Annotated in this window: 21 protein-coding genes; 14 read left to right on the top strand and 7 right to left on the bottom strand. The window is 65.9% G+C overall.

The window, feature by feature from the left end:
* Positions 1-105: 105 nt before the first annotated feature.
* Both EKK97_RS18905 and EKK97_RS18900 read right to left on the bottom strand, forming a co-directional pair.
* Entirely contained in the window at positions 106-666 is a 561-nt protein-coding gene (locus tag EKK97_RS18905) for a DUF2231 domain-containing protein (protein ID WP_159554283.1), read from the bottom strand.
* Positions 663-2,102 (bottom strand): ethylbenzene dehydrogenase-related protein, encoded by a 1,440-nt coding sequence (locus EKK97_RS18900; RefSeq protein ID WP_159554281.1) that lies wholly within the window; start codon positions 2,100-2,102, stop codon positions 663-665. The genes EKK97_RS18905 and EKK97_RS18900 overlap by 4 nt, the downstream gene beginning before the upstream one ends.
* 173 nt (positions 2,103-2,275) lie before the next feature.
* Here EKK97_RS18900 and EKK97_RS23955 point away from each other — a divergent pair, with 173 nt between their 5' ends.
* The 4 genes from EKK97_RS23955 to EKK97_RS18885 all read left to right on the top strand — a co-directional run bounded on the left by EKK97_RS23955 (position 2,276) and on the right by EKK97_RS18885 (position 6,938).
* Positions 2,276-2,938 (top strand): ferric reductase-like transmembrane domain-containing protein, encoded by a 663-nt coding sequence (locus EKK97_RS23955; protein ID WP_201296924.1) that lies wholly within the window; start codon positions 2,276-2,278, stop codon positions 2,936-2,938.
* Positions 2,908-3,570 carry a ferric reductase-like transmembrane domain-containing protein gene (locus tag EKK97_RS23950; RefSeq protein WP_201296923.1) on the top strand — a complete coding sequence of 221 codons (663 nt, stop codon included), beginning with the start codon at positions 2,908-2,910 and terminating at the stop codon, positions 3,568-3,570. Before EKK97_RS23955 ends, EKK97_RS23950 begins: the two co-directional genes overlap by 31 nt.
* Positions 3,567-4,388, top strand: coding sequence for a cytochrome b5 domain-containing protein (locus EKK97_RS18890; RefSeq protein ID WP_159554279.1), 822 nt, complete (start codon positions 3,567-3,569; stop codon positions 4,386-4,388). Before EKK97_RS23950 ends, EKK97_RS18890 begins: the two co-directional genes overlap by 4 nt.
* Before the next feature lie 198 nt (positions 4,389-4,586).
* On the top strand, positions 4,587-6,938 hold the full coding sequence (locus EKK97_RS18885; RefSeq protein WP_159554277.1) for a putative bifunctional diguanylate cyclase/phosphodiesterase: 2,352 nt from the start codon (positions 4,587-4,589) through the stop codon (positions 6,936-6,938).
* A 3-nt stretch (positions 6,939-6,941) separates the two neighbouring features.
* Here the strand turns inward: EKK97_RS18885 and EKK97_RS18880 are convergent, their stop codons facing one another.
* A complete protein-coding gene (locus EKK97_RS18880) occupies positions 6,942-7,742 on the bottom strand; it encodes a TraX family protein (protein ID WP_159554275.1) in 801 nt (266 codons plus the stop codon).
* 93 nt (positions 7,743-7,835) lie between these two features.
* Between EKK97_RS18880 and EKK97_RS18875 the strand changes: the two genes are divergently transcribed.
* The 9 genes from EKK97_RS18875 to EKK97_RS25980 all read left to right on the top strand — a co-directional run bounded on the left by EKK97_RS18875 (position 7,836) and on the right by EKK97_RS25980 (position 16,974).
* Positions 7,836-8,795 carry a LysR family transcriptional regulator gene (locus EKK97_RS18875; protein ID WP_159554273.1) on the top strand — a complete coding sequence of 320 codons (960 nt, stop codon included), beginning with the start codon at positions 7,836-7,838 and terminating at the stop codon, positions 8,793-8,795.
* A 195-nt stretch (positions 8,796-8,990) separates the two neighbouring features.
* Positions 8,991-9,539: a TRAP transporter small permease subunit gene (locus EKK97_RS18870; RefSeq protein ID WP_159554271.1), complete on the top strand. Its 549-nt coding sequence runs from the start codon at positions 8,991-8,993 to the stop codon at positions 9,537-9,539.
* Positions 9,536-10,858: a TRAP transporter large permease gene (locus EKK97_RS18865; RefSeq protein WP_159554269.1), complete on the top strand. Its 1,323-nt coding sequence runs from the start codon at positions 9,536-9,538 to the stop codon at positions 10,856-10,858. The genes EKK97_RS18870 and EKK97_RS18865 overlap by 4 nt, the downstream gene beginning before the upstream one ends.
* A 79-nt stretch (positions 10,859-10,937) precedes the next feature.
* Positions 10,938-11,993: a TRAP transporter substrate-binding protein gene (locus EKK97_RS18860; RefSeq protein WP_159554267.1), complete on the top strand. Its 1,056-nt coding sequence runs from the start codon at positions 10,938-10,940 to the stop codon at positions 11,991-11,993.
* Positions 11,994-12,106: 113 nt separating this feature from the next.
* Entirely contained in the window at positions 12,107-13,486 is a 1,380-nt protein-coding gene (locus EKK97_RS18855; protein WP_159554265.1) for a glutamine synthetase family protein, read from the top strand.
* A 164-nt stretch (positions 13,487-13,650) separates the two neighbouring features.
* Positions 13,651-15,036 carry an aldehyde dehydrogenase family protein gene (locus tag EKK97_RS18850; RefSeq protein WP_159554263.1) on the top strand — a complete coding sequence of 462 codons (1,386 nt, stop codon included), beginning with the start codon at positions 13,651-13,653 and terminating at the stop codon, positions 15,034-15,036.
* A gap of 19 nt (positions 15,037-15,055) precedes the next feature.
* Complete coding sequence (locus EKK97_RS18845) at positions 15,056-16,237, top strand: iron-containing alcohol dehydrogenase (protein ID WP_201296922.1); 1,182 nt, start codon at positions 15,056-15,058, stop codon at positions 16,235-16,237.
* A gap of 72 nt (positions 16,238-16,309) precedes the next feature.
* On the top strand, positions 16,310-16,819 hold the full coding sequence (locus EKK97_RS18840) for a glutamine amidotransferase-related protein (RefSeq protein WP_340162898.1): 510 nt from the start codon (positions 16,310-16,312) through the stop codon (positions 16,817-16,819).
* Positions 16,786-16,974: a type 1 glutamine amidotransferase family protein gene (locus EKK97_RS25980; protein WP_340162897.1), complete on the top strand. Its 189-nt coding sequence runs from the start codon at positions 16,786-16,788 to the stop codon at positions 16,972-16,974. Before EKK97_RS18840 ends, EKK97_RS25980 begins: the two co-directional genes overlap by 34 nt.
* A 72-nt stretch (positions 16,975-17,046) precedes the next feature.
* Here EKK97_RS25980 and EKK97_RS18835 read toward each other — a convergent pair whose 3' ends face one another.
* Together EKK97_RS18835 and EKK97_RS18830 are read right to left on the bottom strand one after the other, a co-directional pair.
* Complete coding sequence (locus EKK97_RS18835; protein WP_159554261.1) at positions 17,047-18,297, bottom strand: NAD(P)/FAD-dependent oxidoreductase; 1,251 nt, start codon at positions 18,295-18,297, stop codon at positions 17,047-17,049.
* 8 nt (positions 18,298-18,305) lie between these two features.
* Positions 18,306-20,567: a heavy metal translocating P-type ATPase gene (locus tag EKK97_RS18830; RefSeq protein ID WP_159554259.1), complete on the bottom strand. Its 2,262-nt coding sequence runs from the start codon at positions 20,565-20,567 to the stop codon at positions 18,306-18,308.
* Between the two features lie 104 nt (positions 20,568-20,671).
* Here EKK97_RS18830 and cadR point away from each other — a divergent pair, with 104 nt between their 5' ends.
* Positions 20,672-21,130, top strand: coding sequence for a Cd(II)/Pb(II)-responsive transcriptional regulator (gene cadR, locus EKK97_RS18825; protein ID WP_159554257.1), 459 nt, complete (start codon positions 20,672-20,674; stop codon positions 21,128-21,130).
* Between the two features lie 16 nt (positions 21,131-21,146).
* Here cadR and iadA read toward each other — a convergent pair whose 3' ends face one another.
* Positions 21,147-22,295, bottom strand: coding sequence for a beta-aspartyl-peptidase (iadA, locus tag EKK97_RS18820; RefSeq protein WP_159554255.1), 1,149 nt, complete (start codon positions 22,293-22,295; stop codon positions 21,147-21,149).
* A 63-nt stretch (positions 22,296-22,358) separates the two neighbouring features.
* The gene (locus tag EKK97_RS18815) at positions 22,359-23,144 is read right to left on the bottom strand and encodes a transporter substrate-binding domain-containing protein (RefSeq protein WP_159554253.1); all 786 of its coding nucleotides are present in this window, start codon (positions 23,142-23,144) and stop codon (positions 22,359-22,361) included.
* Positions 23,145-23,497: the final 353 nt, after the last annotated feature.

Raw genomic sequence — 23,497 nt, 5'->3', positions numbered from 1 at the left:
GCCCGATCTTGGTAGCGCCATGTTGCATCGGCATGAACGAATGAAGACGATGTCATGACGCTACGATGCCTTGTACCGAGATGCTCGCTTGGAAGTGGGCTTGGTTTAGTCGTCGGTTCCGGGCGACCGCTTGCGACGATAACCCAGGATGGCGCAGGCCAGGCCGATCATCACCATAGTGGCGATCACCCAGATGGGGCTGTAGAAGGTGGTATAAACCTCCCAGCCGGTGAGGCGCAGCAGTTCGGAGAAGCGGGTCGTCGCACCGGCCAGATGACCTCCCAAGGTACCGGTAGTAGCGAACAGCAATCCACCGATCAGTGCCAGGATCACCAGTACCCAGCGCCGGCTTCCGTCAAAGGCGGCCGCACCGGCCCGCCATACCAGCACGGTGAGCATGGTATAGAGTCCCAGCGACCACATCGCCATCAAGATATGGTTGCGGACCATCGGACTGGCCAGGTTGGCCTCCAGCGGCCAGACCAGCAGGCCGCTGACGATGGCAGCCAGGGCGCCGAGCAGGCTGAGCACCAGTACCGGCAGCAGGGCGGCGCGGCTGAGTTCGGCCAGGCGACCGGGCAGCAGGGCGCCGATCAGGATCATCAGGGTGGCCAGCGCCCAGAACGCCTCCGGAAAATGAACGAGCATATGGTGCATACCGGTCATGAGCGGTCTCCTCGGCGATGCGGGCGGAAGGTGGGCAGCAGGGCGAGGGTGACGCCGAGCATGGCGAGCAGGCCGGCGAAGAGGGTCAGCCACCACTGGCCGGTGATGGCATCGTTGAACTCCATCTCCACGCCATAGAGTGCCAGCTGCTTCTCGCTGTGGCGGGGGCGAACAGGCTTGCCGGCGGCGATGTCCGGGGCGCCGGCATGCGCGCGGCTGATCAGCAGCGGCCAGTCCACCTGACCGGGGTAGAACAGGGTCATCTCGAACCAGTCGTCGCTCCAGTCCGGAGAGTCGCCGTCGATGCGCTGGGCCTGGATGTCGGCATGGCGGCCGAGCCCCAGCGAATGGGGATGCGAGACGTAGTGCCAGCGGCTGCCGGTGGCATTGCGGTGTACGGCGATGCCGATGTCGTAGACGCCCTGCTCGCGGAACGCCTTGTCGTCCAGCGGGTTGCGGGTGTCCAGGTCGCGTACCAGGGTCACGTCCCAGTGACCGTCGGCCCAGCGGGCGTTGCCGTGTACGCTGATGTCGCTGCGTGAGCCCTGCCCTTCGCTGAGCAGCCGCCGGGGAATGACATCGCCGTCCTGCCAATCGTGGTCGGGATCGAACTCGACCGCCATGGCCCGGGAGAGGTAGTAGATACCGTCGAAGTCGACCTGGTCAGCCTGGACTTCCTCCCAGCGCAGCGCATGGATCCCGGTGCTCTCGGGATCGAACATCCACCGCGGCTGGCCGGTCGCGCCGTCCCAGTTGGTGGTGAAGGGGCCCTGGCCGGCGTCTCCGAACCGGTCCTCGCCGATCCACTGGTCGTCGGAGACGCCGATGGGGTTGGAGCGTCCGGCACGCCAGTGCCAGAGGTCGAGGAAGTAGCCGGCCTCGCGCTGGGCGGCGAGCGTCTCGGCATCCACCACGCTGCGCCAGTCGGCGGCGTCGCGGCGAGTCTCCGGCAGGTGCTTCTGGACCTCCGTCAGGCCGAGCGTCTCGCCGAGATGGGGGTGGGCGCCTACCTCGGCCGGACTCGCCGAGTCGGTGAAGAAGCGCATCCGGTCACCGACGGTGATATAGCCACCGTAGCGGCCGAAGTCAGGTACGCCACCATCGTCTACCAGCATGGTGACCCGGTCCTCGTAGGTGCCGTCCGGGTCCGGCCCGACACGCGATGCACCGTGTCGTACCCAGTTGCCCCCTTCGTAGCGCAGCATATCGTGATAGACATGGGCGCGCTCGGCGGGCCAGCGGTAGCGGAAGAAAATCCTCTCGCCGTTGTAGGCGGCCTGTACCTGCAGCGGCATGGTCAGGTCGTCGGGAATCCAGATGTTGCGCTCGAGGTCGTTGCCGACCACCCCGGTGCCTTGAGTGATCCAGGACAGTCCGAGGGCAATCGGCAGGCCGAGGACCAGCCACGAGCCGACGCCCTTGCCGTGATTCGCCATATGTTCACCAACGATCATTTGTTAGAGGAATCTTACTGAGTATCAGTGTGGTCGACGTACAATTGGATGAGCTGACCCAGGTCAAGAAAAGAGCGGCAATCTGCCTCATCGATTGAAAGTGCCAGCCAATCCGCAACAATGAGTAGCAGGCGAGGGACGAGGGGGGAGGGATGATGCGGCGCTATCCGAAGCCGGGCGATGTCGCTCTGATAGCAGCCCTGCTAGTGCCGTTGGCGGTGGCACTGCCGCGGCTGGGCTGGCCGGGTGCCGGGGGCGCCATTGCCTGGTTGGATTGGTTCGGCCGTACCGCCGGAATCCTGGGCTTTGCCATGATGCTGCTCGCGGCGGCGGTAAGCCTGCGCGTGCCGGGCTTCGACCGGCCCTTCGGTGGCCTGACCCGGCTGTGGCGAGTGCATCACTGGCTGGGGTTCTGGGCCTTCATCCTGGTCATGCTGCATGCGTTGGCACTTGGGTTTGCCGGCATTCCCCTATCCCTGAACGCCGCTGTTCTCACCCTGTTCCCTCCCGCTGGCGAGTGGGTCATCTGGCTTGGCTGGCTCGCCTGGCTGGCCATGGTGATCTTCCTGGCGCCCACCTTTGGTTTCTTCGGCCGTCTCGAGTATCAGCGTTGGAAGCGGCTGCACTTGGTCTCGGTGGCGGCGCTGGTGCTGGGGCTAGGCCATGCGCTGCCGCTGGCCGGCGAGCGCTGGCCCTGGTGGCTGCTAGGCATCGTCGGGCTCGGGGCCATCGCCTGGCGCAAGGGGGGGCGCCGCAGCGGCGGCAACCTTATCGGATCGAGCAGGTGGTGCCGCTGGCGCGCGGTGTGGTGGAACTGAAGCTGCGCCCGGAGGGGGAAGGCATCAGCCATGGAGTGGGTCAGTTCATCTATCTGACACCGCTCGACGAGACGCTTGCCGCCGGTCGTGGCGAGGAGCACCCCTATACCATCGCCTCGGCACCATCGGATGAATGCCTGCGTATCGGCATCAAGGAGCTTGGCGATGCCAGCCACGCCCTGCAGACGGTCACCCCAGGCACCCGGGTATTGGTCGAGGGACCCTACGGTGACTTCTTCGGCCGTCGCTTCCCGCAGCGAGACATGCTCTGGGTGGGTGGCGGCATCGGGATCACGCCTTTCGTCGGCGCGGCTCGCAACCTGACGCCGGACGGCCCGGCTGAGGGCCGGATACAGCTGCTCTATCTGGCCAAGGATTGCAGTCGCGCCTATTACATGGACGAGCTTGGCCAAATTGCCGAGGCGAATGACGCCTTCACTTTCACGCTTCATTGCTATCGCGACCATGGGTTTCTCGATGAGGCATTCCTGCGCGAGCACTGCCCCGATTTCACCGAGCGCGAGATCTACCTATGCGGCCCGCCGGGCATGAACGCTCATGTCCGACAGCTGCTGATCGGTCAAGGGATCCCTGCCTCACGCATTCACAGCGAGGTCTTCGATTTCCTATGAACAAGATCGCCTATACCGCCTTCGTCGCCTTCGTTTCCAGTGTGCTGAGCCTGCTAGCCGTGAATGCCTTGAGCCTCGCCGGGGAGGAGCGCGACGCGGATGAGCTGCCCCTCATCACCCTGGACGAGCTGGCTGAGCACGATTCGGCCGAGAGCTGCTGGAAGGCCATTCATGGACGGGTCTATGACATCACCCGCTATGTGCCCGACCATCCCACCGACGAGGCTGTCATCCGCGAGTGGTGCGGCAAGGAGGCCAGCGAAGGGTGGGACAACAAGCGCCCCGGCGTGCCGCACAGCCCTCGTGCACAGGACCGCCTCGAACGCTACCTGATCGGACGACTGGAAAGGAGCGATGCCGCGCCGTGGGAGGCCGTGGTCGTGGAATCAGTCGCTGACAGCACCGAGGCGCAGGAGCGAGAGCCCAGCGTGGACGAACGGCTCGCTCGTGCCCTGCTGGGCTTGCCCTTGGACGGCCACTATCGGGGCGTCTTTACCGACCGTGGCAGTATCCAGATCAATGTCACCTTCGACTTGCGTGATGGGCGCATCCACGCGCTGGAGTATCGCCACCTGGCCTACCGCGGCGTCGATTATCTGGCCTTGGAAGAGGGCGACGAGGGGTATGCGGTCTTGCTGCAGCACCGACAGATTGCCGAGCGCCTCGAGGGGGAGCCCGTTACGCGGATCTTTGCGCTCTATGAGCCCGAGCGAGTGGTCGACGACATCGATGGCTTCAGCGGGGCGACCTTGCGGGGAGGCAAGGTGATCTCGGCCATCCGCGATGCCTTGAATCGTGGCGTCTATTCCTGGCCGTAGTTATTTTATTTCTCTGGCTGTAGTTGTTTCTCTGGCTATAGGCACTTCTGGATATAGGCGCTTCGCGGAGCCACGCGGGAGGGTTCGGCGATTGGCACACGGGGGAAGCCGAATTGCGTTGAGGGCACAGCCTCGCCAAATTCGGCGCGATCAAGTAAAGATAGGGCTGCGAACAATAACAGACTCGGACCCCTCCGCATGTCCTTCCCGCTTCAGGATGAGCAACGCGAGCACGACGCGGCACCGCTCTTGGACGTTTCCTACCGTCGCCAGCTGGCCCATGAACAGGTGCGCCTGCTCTATGAGCGGCTATGGCAGCCGATACTGGCCAGTGTCCTGGCGGCTTGCCTGCTGGTAGGCGCCATGTGGACGATCATGCCATCGAATTATCTGTTGGGCTGGCTCGGTGCGTTGATCGCCGTGTCGAGCGGTCGCCTGTGGCTCGCCTGGTACTATCACCGTCAGCCCGCCAGGCAGCGCCAGAGACGGCGCTGGCTCCAGCGTTTCGCCTGGGGAGCGGTCATGGCCGGCCTGCTCTGGGGGGTGGCCGGCGCCTCGATGTTCACCATGGAACACCACGGTCAGCTCGCGGCATTGGCGATCGTGCTGACCGGTATTGCCGCTGGCGGGGTGACCACACTCTCCTCTGTCATGTGGATGGCCCCGCTGTTCGTCCTGCCCACCATGCTGCCGCTATTGGTCCAACTTCTGCTGCAGGGCACCTCCCTCTCTCTGCTGCTGGCCGCCATGGTCATGCTGTTCTTGGGGCTGGTACTGACGATCAACCGGCGGCTGTATCGCACCATTACCGACAATATCTCCCTGCGCCTGGTCGTTTCGTCCCGCGAGCGGCAACTGCGGGTCAGCGAAGCGCGCTACCGTGCGATCTTCCGCCATACGCCGCTGGGCGTGATGCACTTCGACCGCGAAGGCCGGGTGGTCGACTGCAACGAAATGTGCCTCGACATCCTCGGCACCTCCCGTAAGCGTCTGCTGGGCATGAACCTGCTGACCCAGTTGAGCGACGAGCGCGTGACCGGGGCGATACGCGATGCCCTGGAGAGTGGCACCGGCTACTTCGAGGGCACCTACCGCACCGTGGTCAGCGGCAAGCAGACGCCGCTGCGTGCCTTCTACAGCGCTCTGCGCAACGAGTCGGGCGAAGTGGTGGGCGGTGTCGCGGTCATCGAGGACTTCACCGAGCGCAAGCTGGCGGAGGAGACGATACATCGCCAGGCCTACTACGATCCGCTCACCGACCTGCCCAACCGGCGCCTGCTGATCGAGACACTGGCGTCGACCATTCGCGACCGCCGTGACGATGGCCGTGTCGGGCTGGTGATGTTCCTCGACCTGGATCGCTTCAAGATCATCAACGATACCCTGGGGCATGCGGTGGGTGACGAGCTGCTGCGCCAGGTCAGCAAGCGCCTATTGCTGAGCATCGATCAGGACGCCATGGCAGCGCGCCTCAGTGGCGACGAGTTCGTCGTCATGATGCCGGCCTTGAGCTCCGACCGCGAGGCCGAGATCCAGCGTGCCGAACACCGTGCCGAACGGCTGCTCACGACGCTGCGCCGGGCCTACGACCTGGGCGGCCAGCGTATCAGCGTGACGCCGAGCATCGGTTACACCCTGTTCCCGCTGGCCGACGAGGACGTGGGCGACGTGCTGCGCCATGCCGATACCGCCATGTACCAGGCCAAGCTGAAGGGGCGTGCGCAGATCTGCGGCTACGAGCCCTCCATGCAGACCCAGATGAGCTGGCGCCTGGAGATGGAGCAGGCGCTGCGCCGGGCCCTGGCGGAGGATCAACTGAGTATAGCCTTCCAACCCCAGCTCGACGAACGTGGCCGGGTGGTGGGCGGGGAAGCGTTGATGCGCTGGCAGCATCCCCGGCATGGCTGGGTCTCGCCCGAAGTGTTCATCGCCATCGCCGAGGAGAGCGACCTGATCGTCGAGCTCGAGACCTGGATGCTCGACCGTTGCTGCGAACTGCTGTCACGGCTGCCGGCCGAGACCCTGCCGCGGCTGTCGGTCAATATCAGTGTGCGTCACTTCACCCAGCCGGGCTTCGTCGAGGGGCTCACCTGGGTCACCGGCACCCATGGCATCGAGCCGTCGCGACTGATCGTGGAATTCACCGAGAGCATCATGATCGACGGGCTGCAAGACGCCGCCGAGCGCATGCAGGCCCTCAAGCGGTTGGGCGTGCAGTTGGCCCTGGACGACTTCGGCACCGGCTTCTCGTCGCTGGCGTATCTCAAGTCCCTGCCACTGGATGAACTCAAGATCGACCGTAGCTTCGTCAGTAACCTCGATACCGACGGCAGCGATGCCGCTATTGCCGAAACGATCCTGGCCATGGCCCAGCATCTTGGCATCGACGTGGTTGCGGAAGGCGTGGAGAACCGCGCCCAGCACGAATTTCTGTTGGCGCGAGGCTGCCGGCTGTTTCAAGGTTATTATTTTCACCGGCCCATGCCGGCCGAGGCATTCGAGGCGCTGCTGGCCGGCAGGGAAGTGGAGGCCGACCAGCCGCGCGACTGATGCTCAGCCTAGCCCGCCGCTTGCCCATAGCCACAGGGCGATTAGGGCGAAGTGGCCGGGATACCACGCCAGCCACAGCCGGCGGGGCATGGCGGCCGGCACCCCGGGTGTCAGGCGATGGGCGCCGGCGGCCAGCCACAGCACCGCCAGGCAGGTGGCAACGGTGAACGACTTGGCCATGTCGGAGCTGTTCATCAGCCCCGCCACGATCAGCAGCGGAGCGGCCATGGTCACGGCGCCGAGACGCTCGGCAAGCGTCTCTCCCGCATCGTGCAGGTGGTGCATGGCAAGCATGAACAAGGGCACCAGCAGCAGCCCGCGATGGCCGTATTCGACCCACTCGCCGAGCAGGTACCAGACTGCCAGCGTGGCGACTAGCGCAGCCCCCAGCCAGGCACTGCCCAGGCTGCCGCTGCGGTGCCGGGCGAGCAGCTCGCGCAGCCAGGCGCCCCAGGCCAGACCCAGCGCCAGGGTAAAGCAGACATTGAGAATGAAGGCATCGGAAGCCCGCGGCATCAGCATGTAGGGGAGCTGTGCGGCAAGGCCGATGATCAGGATGCGTCGGGCGTAGCGCAACGGGTTGCGCGTATTGAACAGGCCATGCCAGGCGACCATGGCGGCGAACAGGGGGAAGGCGATACGGCCCAGCGAAGAACCGGCCCAGCCGAGTTCCCAGCCGCTGGGCGCCACGTAACGGGTTAGATGATCGATGGTCATGGTGGCGAGCGCCAGCCATTGGCCCCAGCCGGTCCAGGTGGAAACGGGGCGAGCGGGCAGCGGCCGGGCGGCGGCCTGTGCGGTCATCGGGACCTCCCTGTAGTGATGACGACAACGTTTGTGACCGGTGCGCTGCAAAGAGAGTTCCAGCGCCCGGCATAGTAGAGCGAGGATACGCGCATGCGCAGCGGCTTCGGTTTCGATCTTCGCAGCATGGAAATCTTCGTCGAAACCCTGGAACAGGGCAGCCAGAGCGCGGCGGCCAGGCGGCTGGGGCTGAAACAGTCTTCGGTGTCGCAGAGCCTGGCCAACCTGGAGGAGAGCATGGGCGTGACGCTGTTCAAGCGCCACTCCCGTCCACTCGAACCGACCAGCGCGGGACGCTTCTTCTACGACCGCGCCCGGCGCCTGCTCGACGACGCGCGCAGCACCCGCCGCGAGCTGGTCAGCGGCGGCTTCGGCCAGCTCCACCAGGTGCGCCTGGCGCTGGTCGACTCGCTGGCAACGGCGGTGGGGCAGCCGCTGATCGAACTGATCCGACGCTACACCCGCGACTATACCCTGACCACGGGGCTGTCGCACATGCATGGCCACTCCCTGCTGACCCGTCACGTGGATATCATCATTTCCGATGACCGGCTCGAGAACTACGACGGCCTGGAGCGTCATGCCCTGCTGCGCGAGCCCTTCGTGCTGGTGGTGCCGCTCTCCTGGGACGGCCCGCTGGACAACCTGCGCTGGCTGGCGCGACATCTGGATTTCGTGCGCTATACGCCGCAGTCGCTGATCGGCCAGGCCATCGAGCGCCACCTGCGCCTCAACCAGCTCGAACTGCCGGCCCGGCTGCATCTCGACAATACCTTTGCCGTGCTGCGCCTGGTCAGCGCCGGTGCGGGCTGGACCATCACCACGCCGCTGTGCCTCTACCAGGCCGGCCTCGACGCGCTTCAGGTCACGGTTGCGCCACTGCCGCTGGCGCCGCTGGTACGGGAACTGACGCTGGTGGCCCGGCGCGATGAGCTGGGGGAATTGCCTGCACTGCTGGCCCGCGATGGCCGCCGGCTGCTGGAGCAGCGTTTCCGCACCCAGTTGGAGCGGGAGCTGCCCTGGCTCTTTGCTGAAGTCGTGACCCAAGGGTGAGCGTTCCCCTGTTCCCTTCCTGAGTGCTGCCGTGCCCCGATGGGGGGCGCGGTGGGGTGTGTGCGCCCTGTCGCGAGGCACTATCGATTTCATCGATACCCCGGGCGTCGCTATAACCGATGCTCGTTGCGCACCGCACGATTTCGTCCAAAGACTTGAACGAAACTCAAGGCAACCCTCAAGGTCGGCCGAACGATGCCAAGAATAATAACGCTCTACGTTCGCTGGGTGGATGCATTCAACCGGGTGGTGGGGCGCATCGTCATGTTCATGATCTTCGTCATGATCGGCGTGCTGCTCTATGCCTCGGTGTCGCGTACCGCCTTCAACGCTCCTCTGATCTGGAGCATCGAGGTCTCGCAGTTCATGTTGGCCGCCTACTACCTGCTGGGCGGTGCCTACGCCATGCAGATGGGCGCCCATGTGCGCATGGACCTGTTCTACTCGCGCTGGTCCGACCGCACCCGCGCCTGGGTCGATGCCCTTACCATCCTGCTGCTGATCGTCTTCCTCGGCGCGCTGCTGGCTGGCGGTATCTCCAGCACCGAGTACGCGCTGCGCTACGGCGAGAAGAGCTACACCTCCTGGGCACCGCGGCTGGCGCCGATCAAGATCGTCATGACCTTCGGCGTGTTCCTCATGCTGCTGCAGAGCGTGTCGACCCTGTTCAAGGACATTGCCCGGGCGCGCGGCGTCTCCCTGGACCGGGCGGATGCCTCCGTGGAGCGGGGGGCGGGCGAATGAGCTACGAGATGATCGCCCTGCTGATGTTCTCGGCCATGATGCTGCTGCTGCTCACCGGGCAGCGGGTGTTCGGCGTGATCGGCTTCGTCGGCGCCGCCTCGGCGCTGCTGCTGTGGGGGCAGGGTGGGGTGGAGATGCCGTTCAGCGCCGCCATCCAACTGATGAACTGGTACCCGCTGCTGACCCTGCCACTGTTCATCTACATGGGCTACATGCTCTCCGAGTCGGGCATCGCCAGCGAACTCTACGAGATGTTCCACGTCTGGATGGGCTCGCTCAGGGGCGGCCTGGCGGTGGGCACCATCGGCCTGATGGTGGTGGTCTCGGCGATGAACGGGCTGAGCGTGGCGGGCATGGCCATCGGCGCGACCATCGCCCTGCCGGAACTGTTGCGCCGCGGCTACGACAAGATCATGGTCACCGGCGTGATCCAGGCGGGCAGCTCACTGGGCATCCTGGTGCCGCCCAGCGTGGTGCTGGTGCTCTACGGCATGATCGCGCGCCAGCCGGTCAGCCAGCTGTGGCTGGCGGGAGCCATCCCGGGGCTGATCCTTGCCGGGCTGTTCGTGATTTACATCGTCATCCGCTGCCGCCTGCAGCCGCATCTGGGGCCGGCGCTGCCCGCCGAGGAGCGCCAGATGAGTCTGGCCGAGAAGCTCAAGCTGCTGCGCGCCGGCCTGTTGCCGCTGATGATCTTCTTCTTCATGACCGGGCTGTTCCTGATGGGCGTGACCAGCCTGGTGGAGAGTTCGGCGGTCGGCGCCGTGGCCGCCACCCTGGCCGCGCTGATCAAGCGGCGCCTGACCTGGAAGGTGATCGAGAGCACCGTGCACAAGACGCTTGGCATCAGCTGCATGTTCATGTGGATCATCCTCGCCGCCCTCTGTTTCGGCGCGGTGTTCGACGGCCTGGGTGCGGTGCGCGCCATCGAGAACGTGTTCCTCGACCGCATCGGCATGAGCCCATGGCAAATACTCGTGATGATGCAGCTCTCCTACATCCTGCTCGGCATGTTCCTCGACGACACTGCCATGCTGGTGATCGTCGCGCCGCTCTACGTGCCGTTGGTGATCAGTCTCGGCTTCGACCCGATCTGGTATGGCGTGCTCTACACCATCACTGTGCAGATCGCCTACATGACTCCGCCGTTCGGCTACAACCTGTTCCTGATGCGCGCCATGGCGCCGCCGGAGGTGTCGCTGGGCGACATCTACCGCAGTGTCTGGCCCTTCGTCGGCATCATGCTGATCGGGTTGGCGCTGATCACGATCTTCCCGCAACTGGCGCTGTGGCTGCCGCAGCTCTATCGCGGCTACTGACACCCAGGAGGTGAACCCGGCACGACGAAAGAGCACCGCGTTTCTTCCCACAACAAGCAAAAACAGCAGGAGAAGAGAAATGACCAATCGTCGCGACTTTCTCAAGAAGGCGGGCCTGGCCACCGCCGCCACCGTGGGGGCCACGACCCTCGCGGCGCCCTACGTGCATGCCCAGCGCCGACCGATCCGCTGGCGCCTGCAGACCTACGCCGGGCCGGCGCTGGCCGCCCACGTGATCAAGCCCTCCATCGATGCCTTCAACAAGGCCGCCAACGGCGAGATGGAGATCGAGCTCTACTACGCCGACCAACTGGTGCCCACCGGTGAGCTGTTCCGCGCCATGCAGCGAGGCACCATCGATGCCGTGCAGAGCGACGACGACTCGATCAACGCGCCCGTGGACGTCTCGGTGTTCGGCGGCTACTTCCCGTTCGCCTCGCGCTACAGCCTCGACGTGCCCGCGCTGTTCCACCACTACGGGCTCAAGGAGATCTGGGAGGAGGCTTACGGTGAGATCGACGGCGTCACCTGGCTCGGCTCGGGCGCCTGGGACCCGTGCAACTTCGTCACCCGCGACCCGATCAGGAGCCTCGACGATCTGCAGGGCAAGCGCGTCTTCACCTTCCCCACCGCGGGGCGCTTCCTCAGCCGCTTCGGCGTGGTGCCGGTGACGCTGCCGTGGGAGGACATCGAGGTCGCCATGCAGACCCGCGAACTCGACGGCATCGCCTGGGCCGGCATCACCGAGGCCTACACCGTGGGCTGGGCCGATGTCAGCAACTACTACCTGACCAACAACATCTCCGGCGCCTGGGCCGGCTCTTACTTCGCCAATACCGAGCGCTGGAACGAAGTGCCCGAGCACCTGCAGGTGCTGTTCAAGCTGTGCATGGACAGCTCCCACTACTATCGCCAGCACTGGTACTGGTGGGGCGAGGCCCACTACCGCACCACCGGCGGCAAGCTGGAGCTGACCTCGATTCCCGAATCGGAGTGGCAGCGGCTGGAGGACGAGGCGCTGGCCTTCTGGGACGAGATCGCCCAGGAGAGCGAGCGTAGCGCGCGAGTGGTGCAGATTCTCAAGGACTATCGCCAGACCATGCAACAGGCGGGACCTCCCTACCGTTATGGCTGAGGGAAGGACGGGAGTGCCGGGCCCGGCTCGGTACTCCCGCCGGCTTTCATCGAGCGGTTTCGAAGAACTGTTTTGAAGAACAATGACAACGAAGGGTGGACGAGGAAGCAGCAATGAGCCGACTCCAGGCAAGAGACGTAAGAAATGCCGACGATGCCCGGCGGATCGTCGAACAGCGCGGGCTGAGCCACGTCAAGGTCGGCATGTTTGACATCGATGGCGTGATGGTCGGCAAGTACATGCGCCGCGACAAGTTCTTTCACGCGCTGAGCGAAGGCTTCGCCTTCTGCGACGTGGTGCTGGGCTGGGACAGCAAGGACGAGCTCTACGACAACGTGACGTACACCGGCTGGCACACCGGCTACCCGGACGCCGCCCTGCGGGTGATTCCCGAGAGCTGCCGCGAGCTGCCCTGCGAGGGCGACATGTTGTTGTTCCTGGCCGAGTTCACTGGCCCGGCCGGGGAGATCTGCCCGCGCGGGCTGCTGCGCCGCGTGCTGGCCAAGGCCGAGGCCATGGGCTTTACCGCCTGCGGGGCGCTGGAGTACGAGTTCTTCCTGTTCCAGGAAACGCCCGAGTCGGTACGCGAGAAGGGTTTTCGCAATCTCAAGCCCTTCACGCCGGACATGATGGGCTACTCGATGCTGCGAAGCTCGGTGCATGGCGAACTCTATCATGAGCTACTGGGCATGGCCGAGGCGATGGACTTCCCCATCGAGGGGCTGCACACCGAGACTGGCCCCGGCGTGCTGGAAGCGGCGATCCGTGTCGACGAGGCGCTGGCCGCCGGCGACAAGGGCGCGTTGTTCAAGACCTTTACCAAGGTGTGGGCGCAGCGTCGCGGACTGATGGCCACCTTCATGGCCAAGTGGTCGCCGGACTACCCCGGCCAGAGCGGCCACATCCACCTCTCGTTGAATCGCACCGACAGCGGTGAATCGGCCTTCTTCGATGCCGACCAGCCCCATGGCATGAGCGACATCCAGCGCCACTTCGTCGCCGGCCAGCAGAAGCTGATGCCGGAATTTCTGGCCATGTTCGCCCCCACGGTGAACAGCTACACCCGCCTGATTCCCGGCTTCTGGGCGCCCACCGACGCCACCTGGGGAGTGGAGAACCGCACCACCGCGCTGCGGGTGATTCCCGGCAGCGCCAAGTCGCAGCGGGTCGAGTACCGCCTGGGCAGCGCCGACGCCAACCCCTACCTGGCGCTGGCCGCGGCGATCGGCTCGGGCCTCTACGGTATCGAACACCAGCTCGAGCCCGACGAAATGGTAACCGGCAACTCCTACGAGCTGGCCCACCCTGAGCATCAGGCGCTCTCGCGCACGCTGTGGGAAGCCGCCCAGCGGTTGAAAGCCTCCGACGCGGCGCGCAGCCTGTTCGGCGACGCCTTCGTCGAGCACTTCGCGGCCACGCGGGAGTGGGAAGAACGCCAGTTCAGGCGTCATATTACTGACTGGGAGCTCGATCGCTACTTCGAGATTATTTGATCCGCACTGGCTGCGCGATCCGCAGGCTGTGTTGGAGCGAAAACTCGCGATGCTCATTGACTACAGTCAACTCCGCTCGCTCCTTTTCGCTCCGCCTTGCCTGCGAACCGCTCGCTCAGCGCTCACCTTGTACTTGAGGCAATGAATTAGCAGGAGAACGCCAAGTGGCCATACAGAAGACGATTTCTCCGGTCGACGGTTCGGTCTACGTCGAGCGGGAGCTGGCCGACCCAGCGCGGGTCGAGGCGGCGCTGGAAAGCGCGGTGGCGGCGCAGCGTAAGTGGCGCGAGACGAGCCTGGCCGAACGGGCGCGGCTGTGTTCGAGGATGGTCGATGCCTTCGTCGCCCGGCGCGACGAGCTGGCGCGCGAATTGACCTGGCAGATGGGCCGGCCGATCGCCGTGGCCGGCGGCGAGATCGGTGGCTTCGAGGATCGCGCACGGACCATGATCGCCATGGCCGAGGAGGCCCTGGCGCCGATCCGCCTGGCCGACAAGCCGGGCTTCACCCGCTACATCACCCGCGAGCCGCTGGGGGTGTCGTTCATCGTCGCGCCCTGGAATTTCCCCTTCATGACCGCGGTGAACGCCGTGGTGCCGGCGATCATGGCCGGCAATGCAGTGATCCTCAAGCATTCGGCCCAGACCCCGCTGTGCGCCGAGCGCTTCCAGCAGGCCTTCGACGAGGCGGGGCTGCCGGAGGGCGTGTTCCAGCACCTGCACCTCGCCCATGACGACGCGGAAAGCGTGATTCGCGATGTCCGCATCGCCCACGTCTCCTTCACCGGCTCGGTAGCGGGTGGGGCGATGGTCGAGCGCAACGCCGCCGGGCGCTTCATCGCCACCGGCCTGGAGCTGGGCGGCAAGGACCCGGCCTACATCCGCGCCGACGTGAACCTCGACGAGGCAGTGCCCGGGGTGATGGACGGCGCCTTCTTCAACTCGGGCCAGAGCTGCTGCGGCATCGAGCGCATCTACGTGCATGCCTCGATCTTCGACGACTTCGTCGAGCGCGCGGTGGCCTGGGTGCGCCAGCTCAAGCTCGGCAACCCCACCGACCCCGCGACCACCCTGGGGCCGCTGGTGCGCCCGGCGGCGGCGGACTTCGTGCGCGGCCAGATCGAGGAGGCGGTCGCCGTCGGCGCCAGGGCCTGGATCGACCCCGGCGAGTATCCGCTCTCGCGGCCGGGCAGCGCCTACCTGGCGCCACAGGTGCTGACCGAGGTCGATCATTCGATGCGGGTGATGAACGAGGAGAGCTTCGGCCCGGTGGTCGGCATCATGCCGGTGGCGGACGACGACGAGGCCGTGCGGCTGATGAACGACAGCGACTTCGGTCTCACTGCCGCCGTGTTCACCCGCGATATCGCCACGGGCGAGGCCATCGCCCGGCGACTGGAAGCCGGCACCGTGTTCACCAACCGCTGCGACTACCTCGACCCGGAGCTGGCCTGGACCGGCGTCAAGCAGTCGGGGCGCGGCTGTTCGCTGTCCCGCGTCGGCTACGAGACGCTGACCCGACCCAAGTCGTTCCACCTCAAACACGCCTAAGCCGGCCCAGGAGAACGCAATGAGCCACGACATCAACCACTACACCATGGGCTGGAACTACCCCTCGAACATCCTCACCGGGGCGGGGCGGATTCGTGACCTGCCCGACGCCTGCAAGGCGCTGGGCATGGGCGCGCCGCTGCTGGTCACCGATCCCGGTCTGGCGGCGCTGCCGATGGTGCAGGCCTGTGTGCAGGCGTGCCAGGATGCCGGCCTGCGCACCGCCGTATTCAGCCAGGTCAAGGGCAACCCCACCGGACGTAATGTGCTGGATGGTATCGCTGCCTTCCGCAGCGGCAGTCACGACGGCGTGATCGCCTTCGGCGGCGGCTCGGGGCTGGATGCCGCCAAGGCGGTGGCGCTGATGGCCAACCAGCGCGAGGGGCTGTCGCTGTGGTCGCTGGAGGATGTCGGCGACAACTGGAAGAACGCCGACGCCCGGGCCATCGCCCCCATCGTCGCTGTGCCCACCACCGCCGGCACCGGCTCCGAGGTGGGACGCGCCTCGGTGATCACCGACGAGGCGGAGCACGTCAAGCGCATCATCTTCCACCCCGGCATGGTGCCGGCGACGGTGATCCTCGACCCCGAGCTCACCGTAGGGCTGCCGCCGGCGGTTACCGCCGCCACCGGCATGGATGCGTTGTCGCACTGCATGGAGGCGTGGTGCTCGCCGCTCTACCACCCCATGGCCGAGGGCATCGCGGTGGAGGGCATGCGCCGCATCGACCTCTACCTGCAGCGCGCCTACAGCGACGGCAGTGACCTCGAGGCGCGCATGAACATGCTGGTGGCATCGAGCATGGGGGCCACCGCCTTCCAGCGCGGCCTGGGCGCCATGCACGCCTTGGCGCATCCTCTCGGGGCGCTCTACGACGCTCACCATGGAACCTTGAACGCGGTGCTGATGCCCTACGTGCTGCGTGCCAACGAGCGCGCCATCGGCGAACCGATGGTGCGCCTGGGACGCTATCTCAACCTGGACCAGCCGGGTACGGCGGCGGTGATCGAATGGGTGCTCGGCCTGCGCGAGCGGCTCGGCATTCCGCACAGCCTGGCCGAACTCGGTATCGATACGCGCCAGGCCGACAAGGTCGGGCGCATGGCGGTGGCGGATCCGTCGTCGGGCACCAACCCGGTCGCCTTCGACGCCGACGAGTACCGCGGTATCTTCGTGGCTGCCGTGGAAGGTCGGATCTGATCGTATTTGCCCGACGAGGCTGTTGTAGCAGGCTGAGACGACAGGGATGGCTCAATGAAAGGAGATTCACCGATGCGCATCGGACTACTGCAGTGCGATGACGTGGCGCCGGAACTGCGCGAGGCCCACGGCAACTACCCCGAGATGTTCGCCGCCCTGTTCCGACAGGTCGAGCCTACGCTGGAGTTCCAGGTGTGGCGCTGCCTGGATGGCGAGATTCCCGACGACATCGATGCCGTCGACGCCTGGATGACCACCGGCTCGAAATACGGCGTCAACGATGGGCTGCCCTGGGTCGACGAGCTGTGCGACTTCGTGCGCGAGCTGTGGCGGGCCGGCAAGCCGCTGGTGGGCATCTGCTTCGGCCATCAGCTGATGGCCAAGGCGCTGGGCGGCGAGGTGGTCAAGAGCGAGCGGGGTTGGGGCGTGGGCATGTCGTTCAACCGCGTCACGGCGCGGGCGGCGTGGATGGAACCCTGGCAGCCGGGCATCGACCTGCTGGTCAGCCACCAGGATCAGGTCGAGATCCTTCCCCCGAGGCTACCATCGTGGGCGGCAGCGACTTCTGCCCCAACTATTTGATGCAGGTCGGCGAGCACTTCCTCGGCGTGCAGGGCCACCCTGAATTCACCAAGGCCTACTCCCGCGACCTGATGGCACTGCGCCGCGAATTGGTCGGCGACGAGCGGGTGCGCGAGGGAGAGGAGTCCCTGAGCGCCCCGGTGGGGATACCTTGATGGCGCGCTGGATACTGAACTTTCTGCGGCGTGCGATGGCAGCGCGTAAATGAACCCGAGGGTGTCTTCGATTTAGCGAAAACGGCCGGCGCCGCAGGCGGCCAACCAGGCGGGTGCTTCGCCCTTGATGCTGGCCGCCAGCAGCCTTCCGGTGGTGGCCGCCAGGGTCAGGCCTAGGTGGCCATGGCCGAAGGCGTAGCTGACGCCGGGTAGGGCGGTGGCGGGGCCGATCACCGGAAGCGAGTCGGGCAGCGAGGGGCGCAGGCCCAGCCAGGTGTGGCTCGGCTCGCCGAGCGGGCCGAACAGGCTCTCGGCGTGACGGCGAATGTAGTCGAGCCGCCGGGAATTGATCGGGTCGTCATTGTGACCCAGCTCCACGGTGCCAGCGATGCGCAGGCGGCCCTGCATCGGCGTGAGATAGAAGGCGTACTCCCCGGGACTGCAGGGTCGGCTGACCAGCCCCCTGGCAGTGGGAAACTCCAGATGATAGCCACGTTCGGAGATCAGCGGTATGCGGTCGCCGCAGGCCAGTGCCAGCGGTCGCGACCAGGTGCCCGCGGCGATCACCACCTTTTCGGCCTGCCAGGGGCCTCGATCGGTATCGATGTCGATACGGCCGCCGTGCGACGCGAGCCCCAGTGCCTTGGCGCGTACCAGATGAACGCCGCGGCTTTGCAGGCGTTCGGCCAAGCGCTGGGCCAGGGTCAGCGGGTCGCTGACGTGGCAGGCGTCGGGAAACAGGATGCCGCCTCGGGCCAGGCCTTCGAGGGCCGGTTCCAGCTCCGCCAGTGCCTTGGCGTCGAGGCGTTGCTGGTTGACGCCGAAGCGCTCGCGCTCGGAGAGCTCGGCCTGAGCCTTGCGCCAGCCCTTGGCGCTGAGATAGAAGCACAGGCTGCCGCGCTGCTGCAGAAGGGTGCCGTTGTCCTCCAGATCGTCGAAGATAGTCAGCCAGTCATTCACCGAAGGCGTTAACAGCTCGCTCAGGATCTGAGTGGCCTGGGCGGCACTGCGGCGGTTGGCGCGCTGCATGAAGCGCCACAGCCACGGGGCGAGCCCGGGCAGATGGCGCCAGCGCAGGTGAAAGGGGGAGTGCGGCGACAGTACAAGCCCCGGGGCCTGCCGCCAGATGGCGGGTTGGGCCAGGGGCTCGATGGCGAAGTTGGCCAGGAGTCCAGCGTTGCCGGAGGAGGCCGCGGCGCCGGGCGGCTCGGGATCGACCAGGGTGACCTCGAAGCCTTGCCGCTGCAGGTGCCAGGCGCAGGCCAGGCCGACGATACCGGCGCCGATGACCATGATCTCGGTGTGCTCCGATGACTCCCTCATGACAGTCCTTATTGCACCGTGTTCTCCTCGAAGGCTTCATCATGCCCGAGATCACGCTGCGGCCTTTCAACGCCTGGCCGCCTGCCATGGCGTAGCAGGCGCAGTCCGTTGGCCACCACGATCAGGCTGGCGCCCATGTCGGCGAATACCGCCATCCACAGGGTGGCGTGGCCGCTGAAGGCGAGCGCCATGAATACCGCCTTTAGGCCCAGCGCCAGGAGGATGTTCTGCATCAGCACCGTGCGCGTATAGCGAGACAGATGCAGGAAGTCGGCGAGCCGACGTGGGTCGTCGTCCATCAAGGCCACATCGGCGGTCTCGATGGCCGCATCACTGCCGAGCGCCCCCATGGCGAAGCCGATATCGGCTCGCGCCAGTGCCGGGGCATCGTTGACGCCGTCCCCGACCATGCCCACGGGGCCTTGCTGAGCACGCGCCTCGATCATCGCCAGCTTGTCTTCCGGCAGCAGCGAGCCATGAGCCTCGTCGATGCCGGCCTGGGCGGCCATCGCGGCCACGCTCGCCGGGTTGTCGCCGCTCAGCATCAGCGTGGTCACGCCCAGCCGATGCAGCGCCTCGATGGCCTCGCGGCTCTCCGCGCGCAGCGGGTCGCCGACGGCGAACAGCGCCAGAGGCCGGCTCTCCTCGCCCAGGATCACCAGTGTCTCGCCGCGTGCCTCGTGCTCGGCCAGGTGGTCGTCGAGCGCCTCGTCCGTCGTTGCGAACTGCTGCATCAACCGGCGATTGCCGAGCCAGACCTGGCATTCGCCCTGCCGAGCGACCACGCCACGACCGGGAAGCTCGCGTACGTCGTACACCTCCAGCGGGCGGATGCCGTCCGCCTCGGCAGCGCGGGCCAGGGCCGCCGACACCGGATGTGACGAACGCCCGGCGAGTCCCGCAGCCAAGCCACGCAGCCGTGAGCGGGCGGGCTCGTCCAGCGTGGCATCGAGCGGGTGCCAGATTCGCTGCGTGGGGCGGCCCCGGGTCAGGGTGCCGGTCTTGTCGAAGGCCAGGGTCTTGAGGCGATAGCCCTGCTCGAGTACGTTGCCTCCCTTGACCAGGATGCCCGTGCGCGCGGCAGCGGCCAAGCCGCTGACGATGGTCACCGGAGTGGAGATTACCAGTGCGCAGGGGCAGGCGATCACCAGCAGCACCAGGGCACGGTAGGTGCCTTCGAGCCAGCCGATGCCGAACAGCCATGGCCAGCTGAGCGCTACCAGCAAGGCAATGGCGAATACCGCCGGTGTGTAGACGGCGGCGAAGCGGTCGATGAAGCGCTGGGTTGGGGCACGGCTGGCCTGGGCCTGCTCCACGGTGTGGATGATACGGGCCAGGGTGGTATCGCTCGCCGCACGGGTGGTGCGATAGAGAAACTCGCTGCCCTGGTTGACGCTGCCGGCGTACACGGCATCGCCCGGTGCCTTGTCTACCGGCAGGCTCTCGCCGGTGATGGGCGACTCGTCCAGCGACGGGTGGCCTTCCATTACGCTTCCATCCAGTGCCAGGCGCTCGCCCGGACGTACCCTCACCAGGCTTTCGACCGCGACCTCGCTGGCGGGCATGCGTTGAAAGTCGCCGTTGGCCTGGCGCACGCTGGCGCTCTCGGGGGCCAGCGAGAGCAGCTCGCGAATGGCGTTACGCGCCCGGCCCAGCGAACGCGCCTCGATGCACTCGGCCAGGGTGAACAGTACCAGCACCATCGCCGCCTCGGCCCACTGGCCGATCAGCAGGGCGCCGGTCACCGCCACGCTCATCAATGCATTGATGTTGAGCGTACGGTGGCGCAGGGCGATGAAGCCCTTCTTCCAGGTCGGCAGGCCGACCAGGGCGATGGCGGTAAGCGCCAGAGCGGCAGCGAGCCAGGGCTCGGCCAATCCCAGCCAGTGGCTGGCTTCGGCGGCCAGGGCCAACACTGCGGCCACGCCCAGTTTCCACCAGGCCTCTTCCCGGCTCGTGGCAGGCATGCGCTGGGCCGGGTCGTGGCGCTTCGCCGTCATCCCGGTGGCGGCGACACGACGCAGAACGGCTTCTTCCTCCACGTCATGATGGCGCACGGTGAGCACCCGGCCGATCAGGTCGAAGTCGAGCCGTACGATGCCCGGCATGTCGCCCAGCGCCCGACGCAGCAGTGCTTCCTCGGTAGGGCAGTCCATCGCCTCGATATGCAAGCGCAGCGAACGTGTGCCGGGCGGGAGCTCGTCCCGTGTCGGTGGGGCAAGGGTATCGGCAGTGGCGCTGCAACCCGAGCAGCAGGTGCGTTCGGTCATGGTAGGACTCCGTGTCATGGCATATGCTGATGACACACCCTGTAGCAACTACAGAGTCAAGCTGCTGGACATTTGCGTTTTCCAAAGTACATGCGAGGCCTCACATGAAAATCGGCGAGCTTTCCAGCCGCACCGGTTGCCCGGTAGAGACCATTCGCTACTACGAGCGCGAGGGATTGTTGCCCGAGCCTGCACGCTCGAGCGGCAACTACCGGCTCTACGCCGAGCCCCACGCCGAGCGGCTGAGCTTCATCCGCCACTGCCGCACGCTGGACATGACACTCGACGAGATTCGCACCCTGCTCGACTATCACGACCACCCGCGCCAGCCGTGCAACGCGGTCAACGGCTTGATCGACGATCACTTGGCCCACGTCGAGGCGCGCATCGAGCAGCTCCAGGCGCTGCGCGAGGCACTGGCCATCCTGCGTTCGCGTTGCAATGGCGAAACGGACTCCAGCCACTGCGGTATTCTTCAGGAGCTGGCCCAGCCGGCATCGCATCAGCTGCCCTCCGAAACCGGCGAGCCCAGCCACGTTCCTGGGCCGCACGGCGGCCGTTGAAGCTCCGCTGGACGGCTCAATCGCGCCGATACACCCGCCGGCCCAATGCCCACACCTCATCGATGGACCATTCACCTTCGGCTAGTATCAGCAGGTCGGCATCGTGACCTGGCGCCAGTCGGCCCTTGGTACTGAGCCCGAGCGCGTCGGCGGCGTGGGTGCTGGCGACACCGATCGCGGTCTCCCAAGCGATGCCGTGTTCGTCGATACATTCGCCCAACACCTCGAACGGGCTCGACAATCGGCCGGGTTCGAGTCCGACGAAGCGGCGCTCGGCGTCGAAGCGTGGCAGCGAGGCATTGGCATCGGAAGAGAGGGTGATACGCGACGGCTCGACGCGGGCATGCAGGGCGCGAGCCACGGCTTCCGAGGCCGGGACTTCACCGCCGGCGAGAAGCTCCGCCGTGGTACTGGTGGTGAAGTCGATGCGGCCGCCCTCGCGGGCGAAGCGCAGGCCGTCCTCGAACAGCTCGGCGGTGCGGTTGATATGGGTCGGCAGGAACTGGGCGAGGGGAATGGCGCTGTCGCGGCTCGCCGCGCGCAGCGGCTCCAGATGCGAGGGAGCGTCGCCGGTATGTATGAAGACGATCCCCGACTTGCCTGCCAGCATGCCGGCGGTACGCGCTTCCGACGCCAGGCGGGCCAGCTCGAAGGGCGAGGGCTGTGAACCGCGATGGTCGCTGATGGCCACCTCGCCGACGCCGATGAACTCGGGGATGAACAGGATGTCGCTGCCCACCGAGCCGGTCAGGGTGACCGGCGGCAGCTGGTAGGAGCCGGTGTAGCAGTAGGTGGTCAGGCCGCCGGCGGCGAGTTCGCGGGCCTTGCCCAGCAGGTTGGCCGGGGTGCGGGTCAAGGCATCGGTGCCCAGCGCGCCGACCAGCGTGGTGACGCCGGAAGCCAGGGCATCATCGAGCGTCAGCTCGGCGGTGCGAGTGCCGAAACCGCCTTCGCCACCGCCGCCGATGAAGTGGACCAGGGGATCGACCAGGCCAGGAATGACCCGACGCCCCTCCAGATCGATCTCGTCAACCGCCATGCCGAGCGCGGGTGCTTCCCGCTCGGCCGATACCACGGCGGCAATGCGGCGGTCGGCAAGCAGCAGGTGGCACAACCCCATGGAGGTTGGGGCATATAGCTGGGCATTCTTCAGCAGGGTTAGCATCGAGGCTCCTCATCAAGGCGAACGCCGGCCTGTGCCGGCGTTCGCTGGACGGTGCGGATCGGTTCAGAGTTTGACGTCGTAGTTGAAGTAGCGCTCCATGAGGGCATCGTAGGTACCATCCTCCTTGAGCGCCGCCAAGGCCTCGTTGAAACGCTCGGCCAAGGCCTCGTCGCGCGGGCGGAACGCCACTCCCACGCCCTTGCCGAAGATGTGCTCGGGCTCCTTGATGAACCCGCTGATGCGCTTGAAGTCGCTGCCTACGGTATCGATGGCGATGGTGGACTCGGCGACCGGATAATCCATGAAGGTGAGGTCGAGCCGGCCGGCACGCATGTCGGTGACGACGTCATTGGCGCTGGTATAACGGCGGATCTCGAGTACGTCGCCGTACAGCTCTGTCACGTAGTTGTCCTGCAGGGTAGCGCGCTGCACGCCGACCACCAGGCCCTCGAGGCTGGCGCGATCCTCGATGTCGATGTCGCGGTCATTGGCGGTGATCCAGGCGCTGGGCGTGGTGTAGTAGGGTTCGGAGAACAGCACGCGCTCGGCGCGTTCCTCGGTGATCGACATAGAGGACATGATGGCGTCGTAGTTGCGTGCCAGCAGGCCGGGAATGATGCCGTCCCAATCCTGCTCCACCCATGTGCAGTTCACTTCCAGATAATCGCATACGGCATTGCCCAGCTCGATCTCGAAGCCGGTCAATTCGCCATCCGGCTGACGGTACATGAAGGGCTCGTAGGGAATGTCGACACCCAGACGAATGTCGGAATAGTCGCGGGCCTGGGCGGTACCGGCGGTCAGGCCGGCTGCCAGTGAAGCGGCCAGGATCACATTGATGGAACGCATGAGACTTCCTCCCGGGAAGGCATTGTTGTTGAACACGGTTATTGCAATAGGTCGTTGAGACCGAGACAGAGTCGTCAAGACTGAGTCGTGGTCGGGTCTTGCGTATTTGCCAAGGTTGGCGGAAGCGTCGCAGGTTCAGTTGCGACGAGGCTCACGCTCTTCGCCGTTCAGGCGATGGCGTGTCGGATGGCACGGGTGTGCCGACGCAGCCAGGCAGGCCGCGGGAAGGGGCTTATTCGTCGAACCATTCGCTGAGGTAGAAGCTGTCGAAGTAACAGCAGTAAACCTCGCGCGGCGGTTGGTTGAAGAGATCGATCATGGACCAGGCCCTGATGCGATGTTGCGTTGACGAT

Source organism: Billgrantia tianxiuensis, assembly GCF_009834345.1.
GTDB lineage: Bacteria > Pseudomonadota > Gammaproteobacteria > Pseudomonadales > Halomonadaceae > Halomonas > Halomonas tianxiuensis.
Note: the sequence above shows the minus strand (reverse complement) of the source record. Positions and strands in the feature narration are given on the sequence as shown.

Coding starts and splice junctions, on each gene's coding strand:
- EKK97_RS18845 (WP_201296922.1), top strand. CDS start 15,056: ATGAGCCACGACATCAACCACTACACCATGGGCTGGAACTACCCCTCG.
- EKK97_RS18815 (WP_159554253.1), bottom strand. CDS start 23,144: ATGCGTTCCATCAATGTGATCCTGGCCGCTTCACTGGCAGCCGGCCTG.
- EKK97_RS18860 (WP_159554267.1), top strand. CDS start 10,938: ATGACCAATCGTCGCGACTTTCTCAAGAAGGCGGGCCTGGCCACCGCC.
- EKK97_RS18905 (WP_159554283.1), bottom strand. CDS start 666: ATGACCGGTATGCACCATATGCTCGTTCATTTTCCGGAGGCGTTCTGG.
- EKK97_RS18890 (WP_159554279.1), top strand. CDS start 3,567: ATGAACAAGATCGCCTATACCGCCTTCGTCGCCTTCGTTTCCAGTGTG.
- EKK97_RS18840 (WP_340162898.1), top strand. CDS start 16,310: ATGCGCATCGGACTACTGCAGTGCGATGACGTGGCGCCGGAACTGCGC.
- EKK97_RS23955 (WP_201296924.1), top strand. CDS start 2,276: ATGCGGCGCTATCCGAAGCCGGGCGATGTCGCTCTGATAGCAGCCCTG.
- EKK97_RS18830 (WP_159554259.1), bottom strand. CDS start 20,567: ATGACCGAACGCACCTGCTGCTCGGGTTGCAGCGCCACTGCCGATACC.
- EKK97_RS18835 (WP_159554261.1), bottom strand. CDS start 18,297: ATGAGGGAGTCATCGGAGCACACCGAGATCATGGTCATCGGCGCCGGT.
- EKK97_RS18870 (WP_159554271.1), top strand. CDS start 8,991: ATGCCAAGAATAATAACGCTCTACGTTCGCTGGGTGGATGCATTCAAC.
- EKK97_RS18900 (WP_159554281.1), bottom strand. CDS start 2,102: ATGGCGAATCACGGCAAGGGCGTCGGCTCGTGGCTGGTCCTCGGCCTG.
- EKK97_RS18885 (WP_159554277.1), top strand. CDS start 4,587: ATGTCCTTCCCGCTTCAGGATGAGCAACGCGAGCACGACGCGGCACCG.
- cadR (WP_159554257.1), top strand. CDS start 20,672: ATGAAAATCGGCGAGCTTTCCAGCCGCACCGGTTGCCCGGTAGAGACC.
- iadA (WP_159554255.1), bottom strand. CDS start 22,295: ATGCTAACCCTGCTGAAGAATGCCCAGCTATATGCCCCAACCTCCATG.
- EKK97_RS18855 (WP_159554265.1), top strand. CDS start 12,107: ATGAGCCGACTCCAGGCAAGAGACGTAAGAAATGCCGACGATGCCCGG.
- EKK97_RS18880 (WP_159554275.1), bottom strand. CDS start 7,742: ATGACCGCACAGGCCGCCGCCCGGCCGCTGCCCGCTCGCCCCGTTTCC.
- EKK97_RS18865 (WP_159554269.1), top strand. CDS start 9,536: ATGAGCTACGAGATGATCGCCCTGCTGATGTTCTCGGCCATGATGCTG.
- EKK97_RS18875 (WP_159554273.1), top strand. CDS start 7,836: ATGCGCAGCGGCTTCGGTTTCGATCTTCGCAGCATGGAAATCTTCGTC.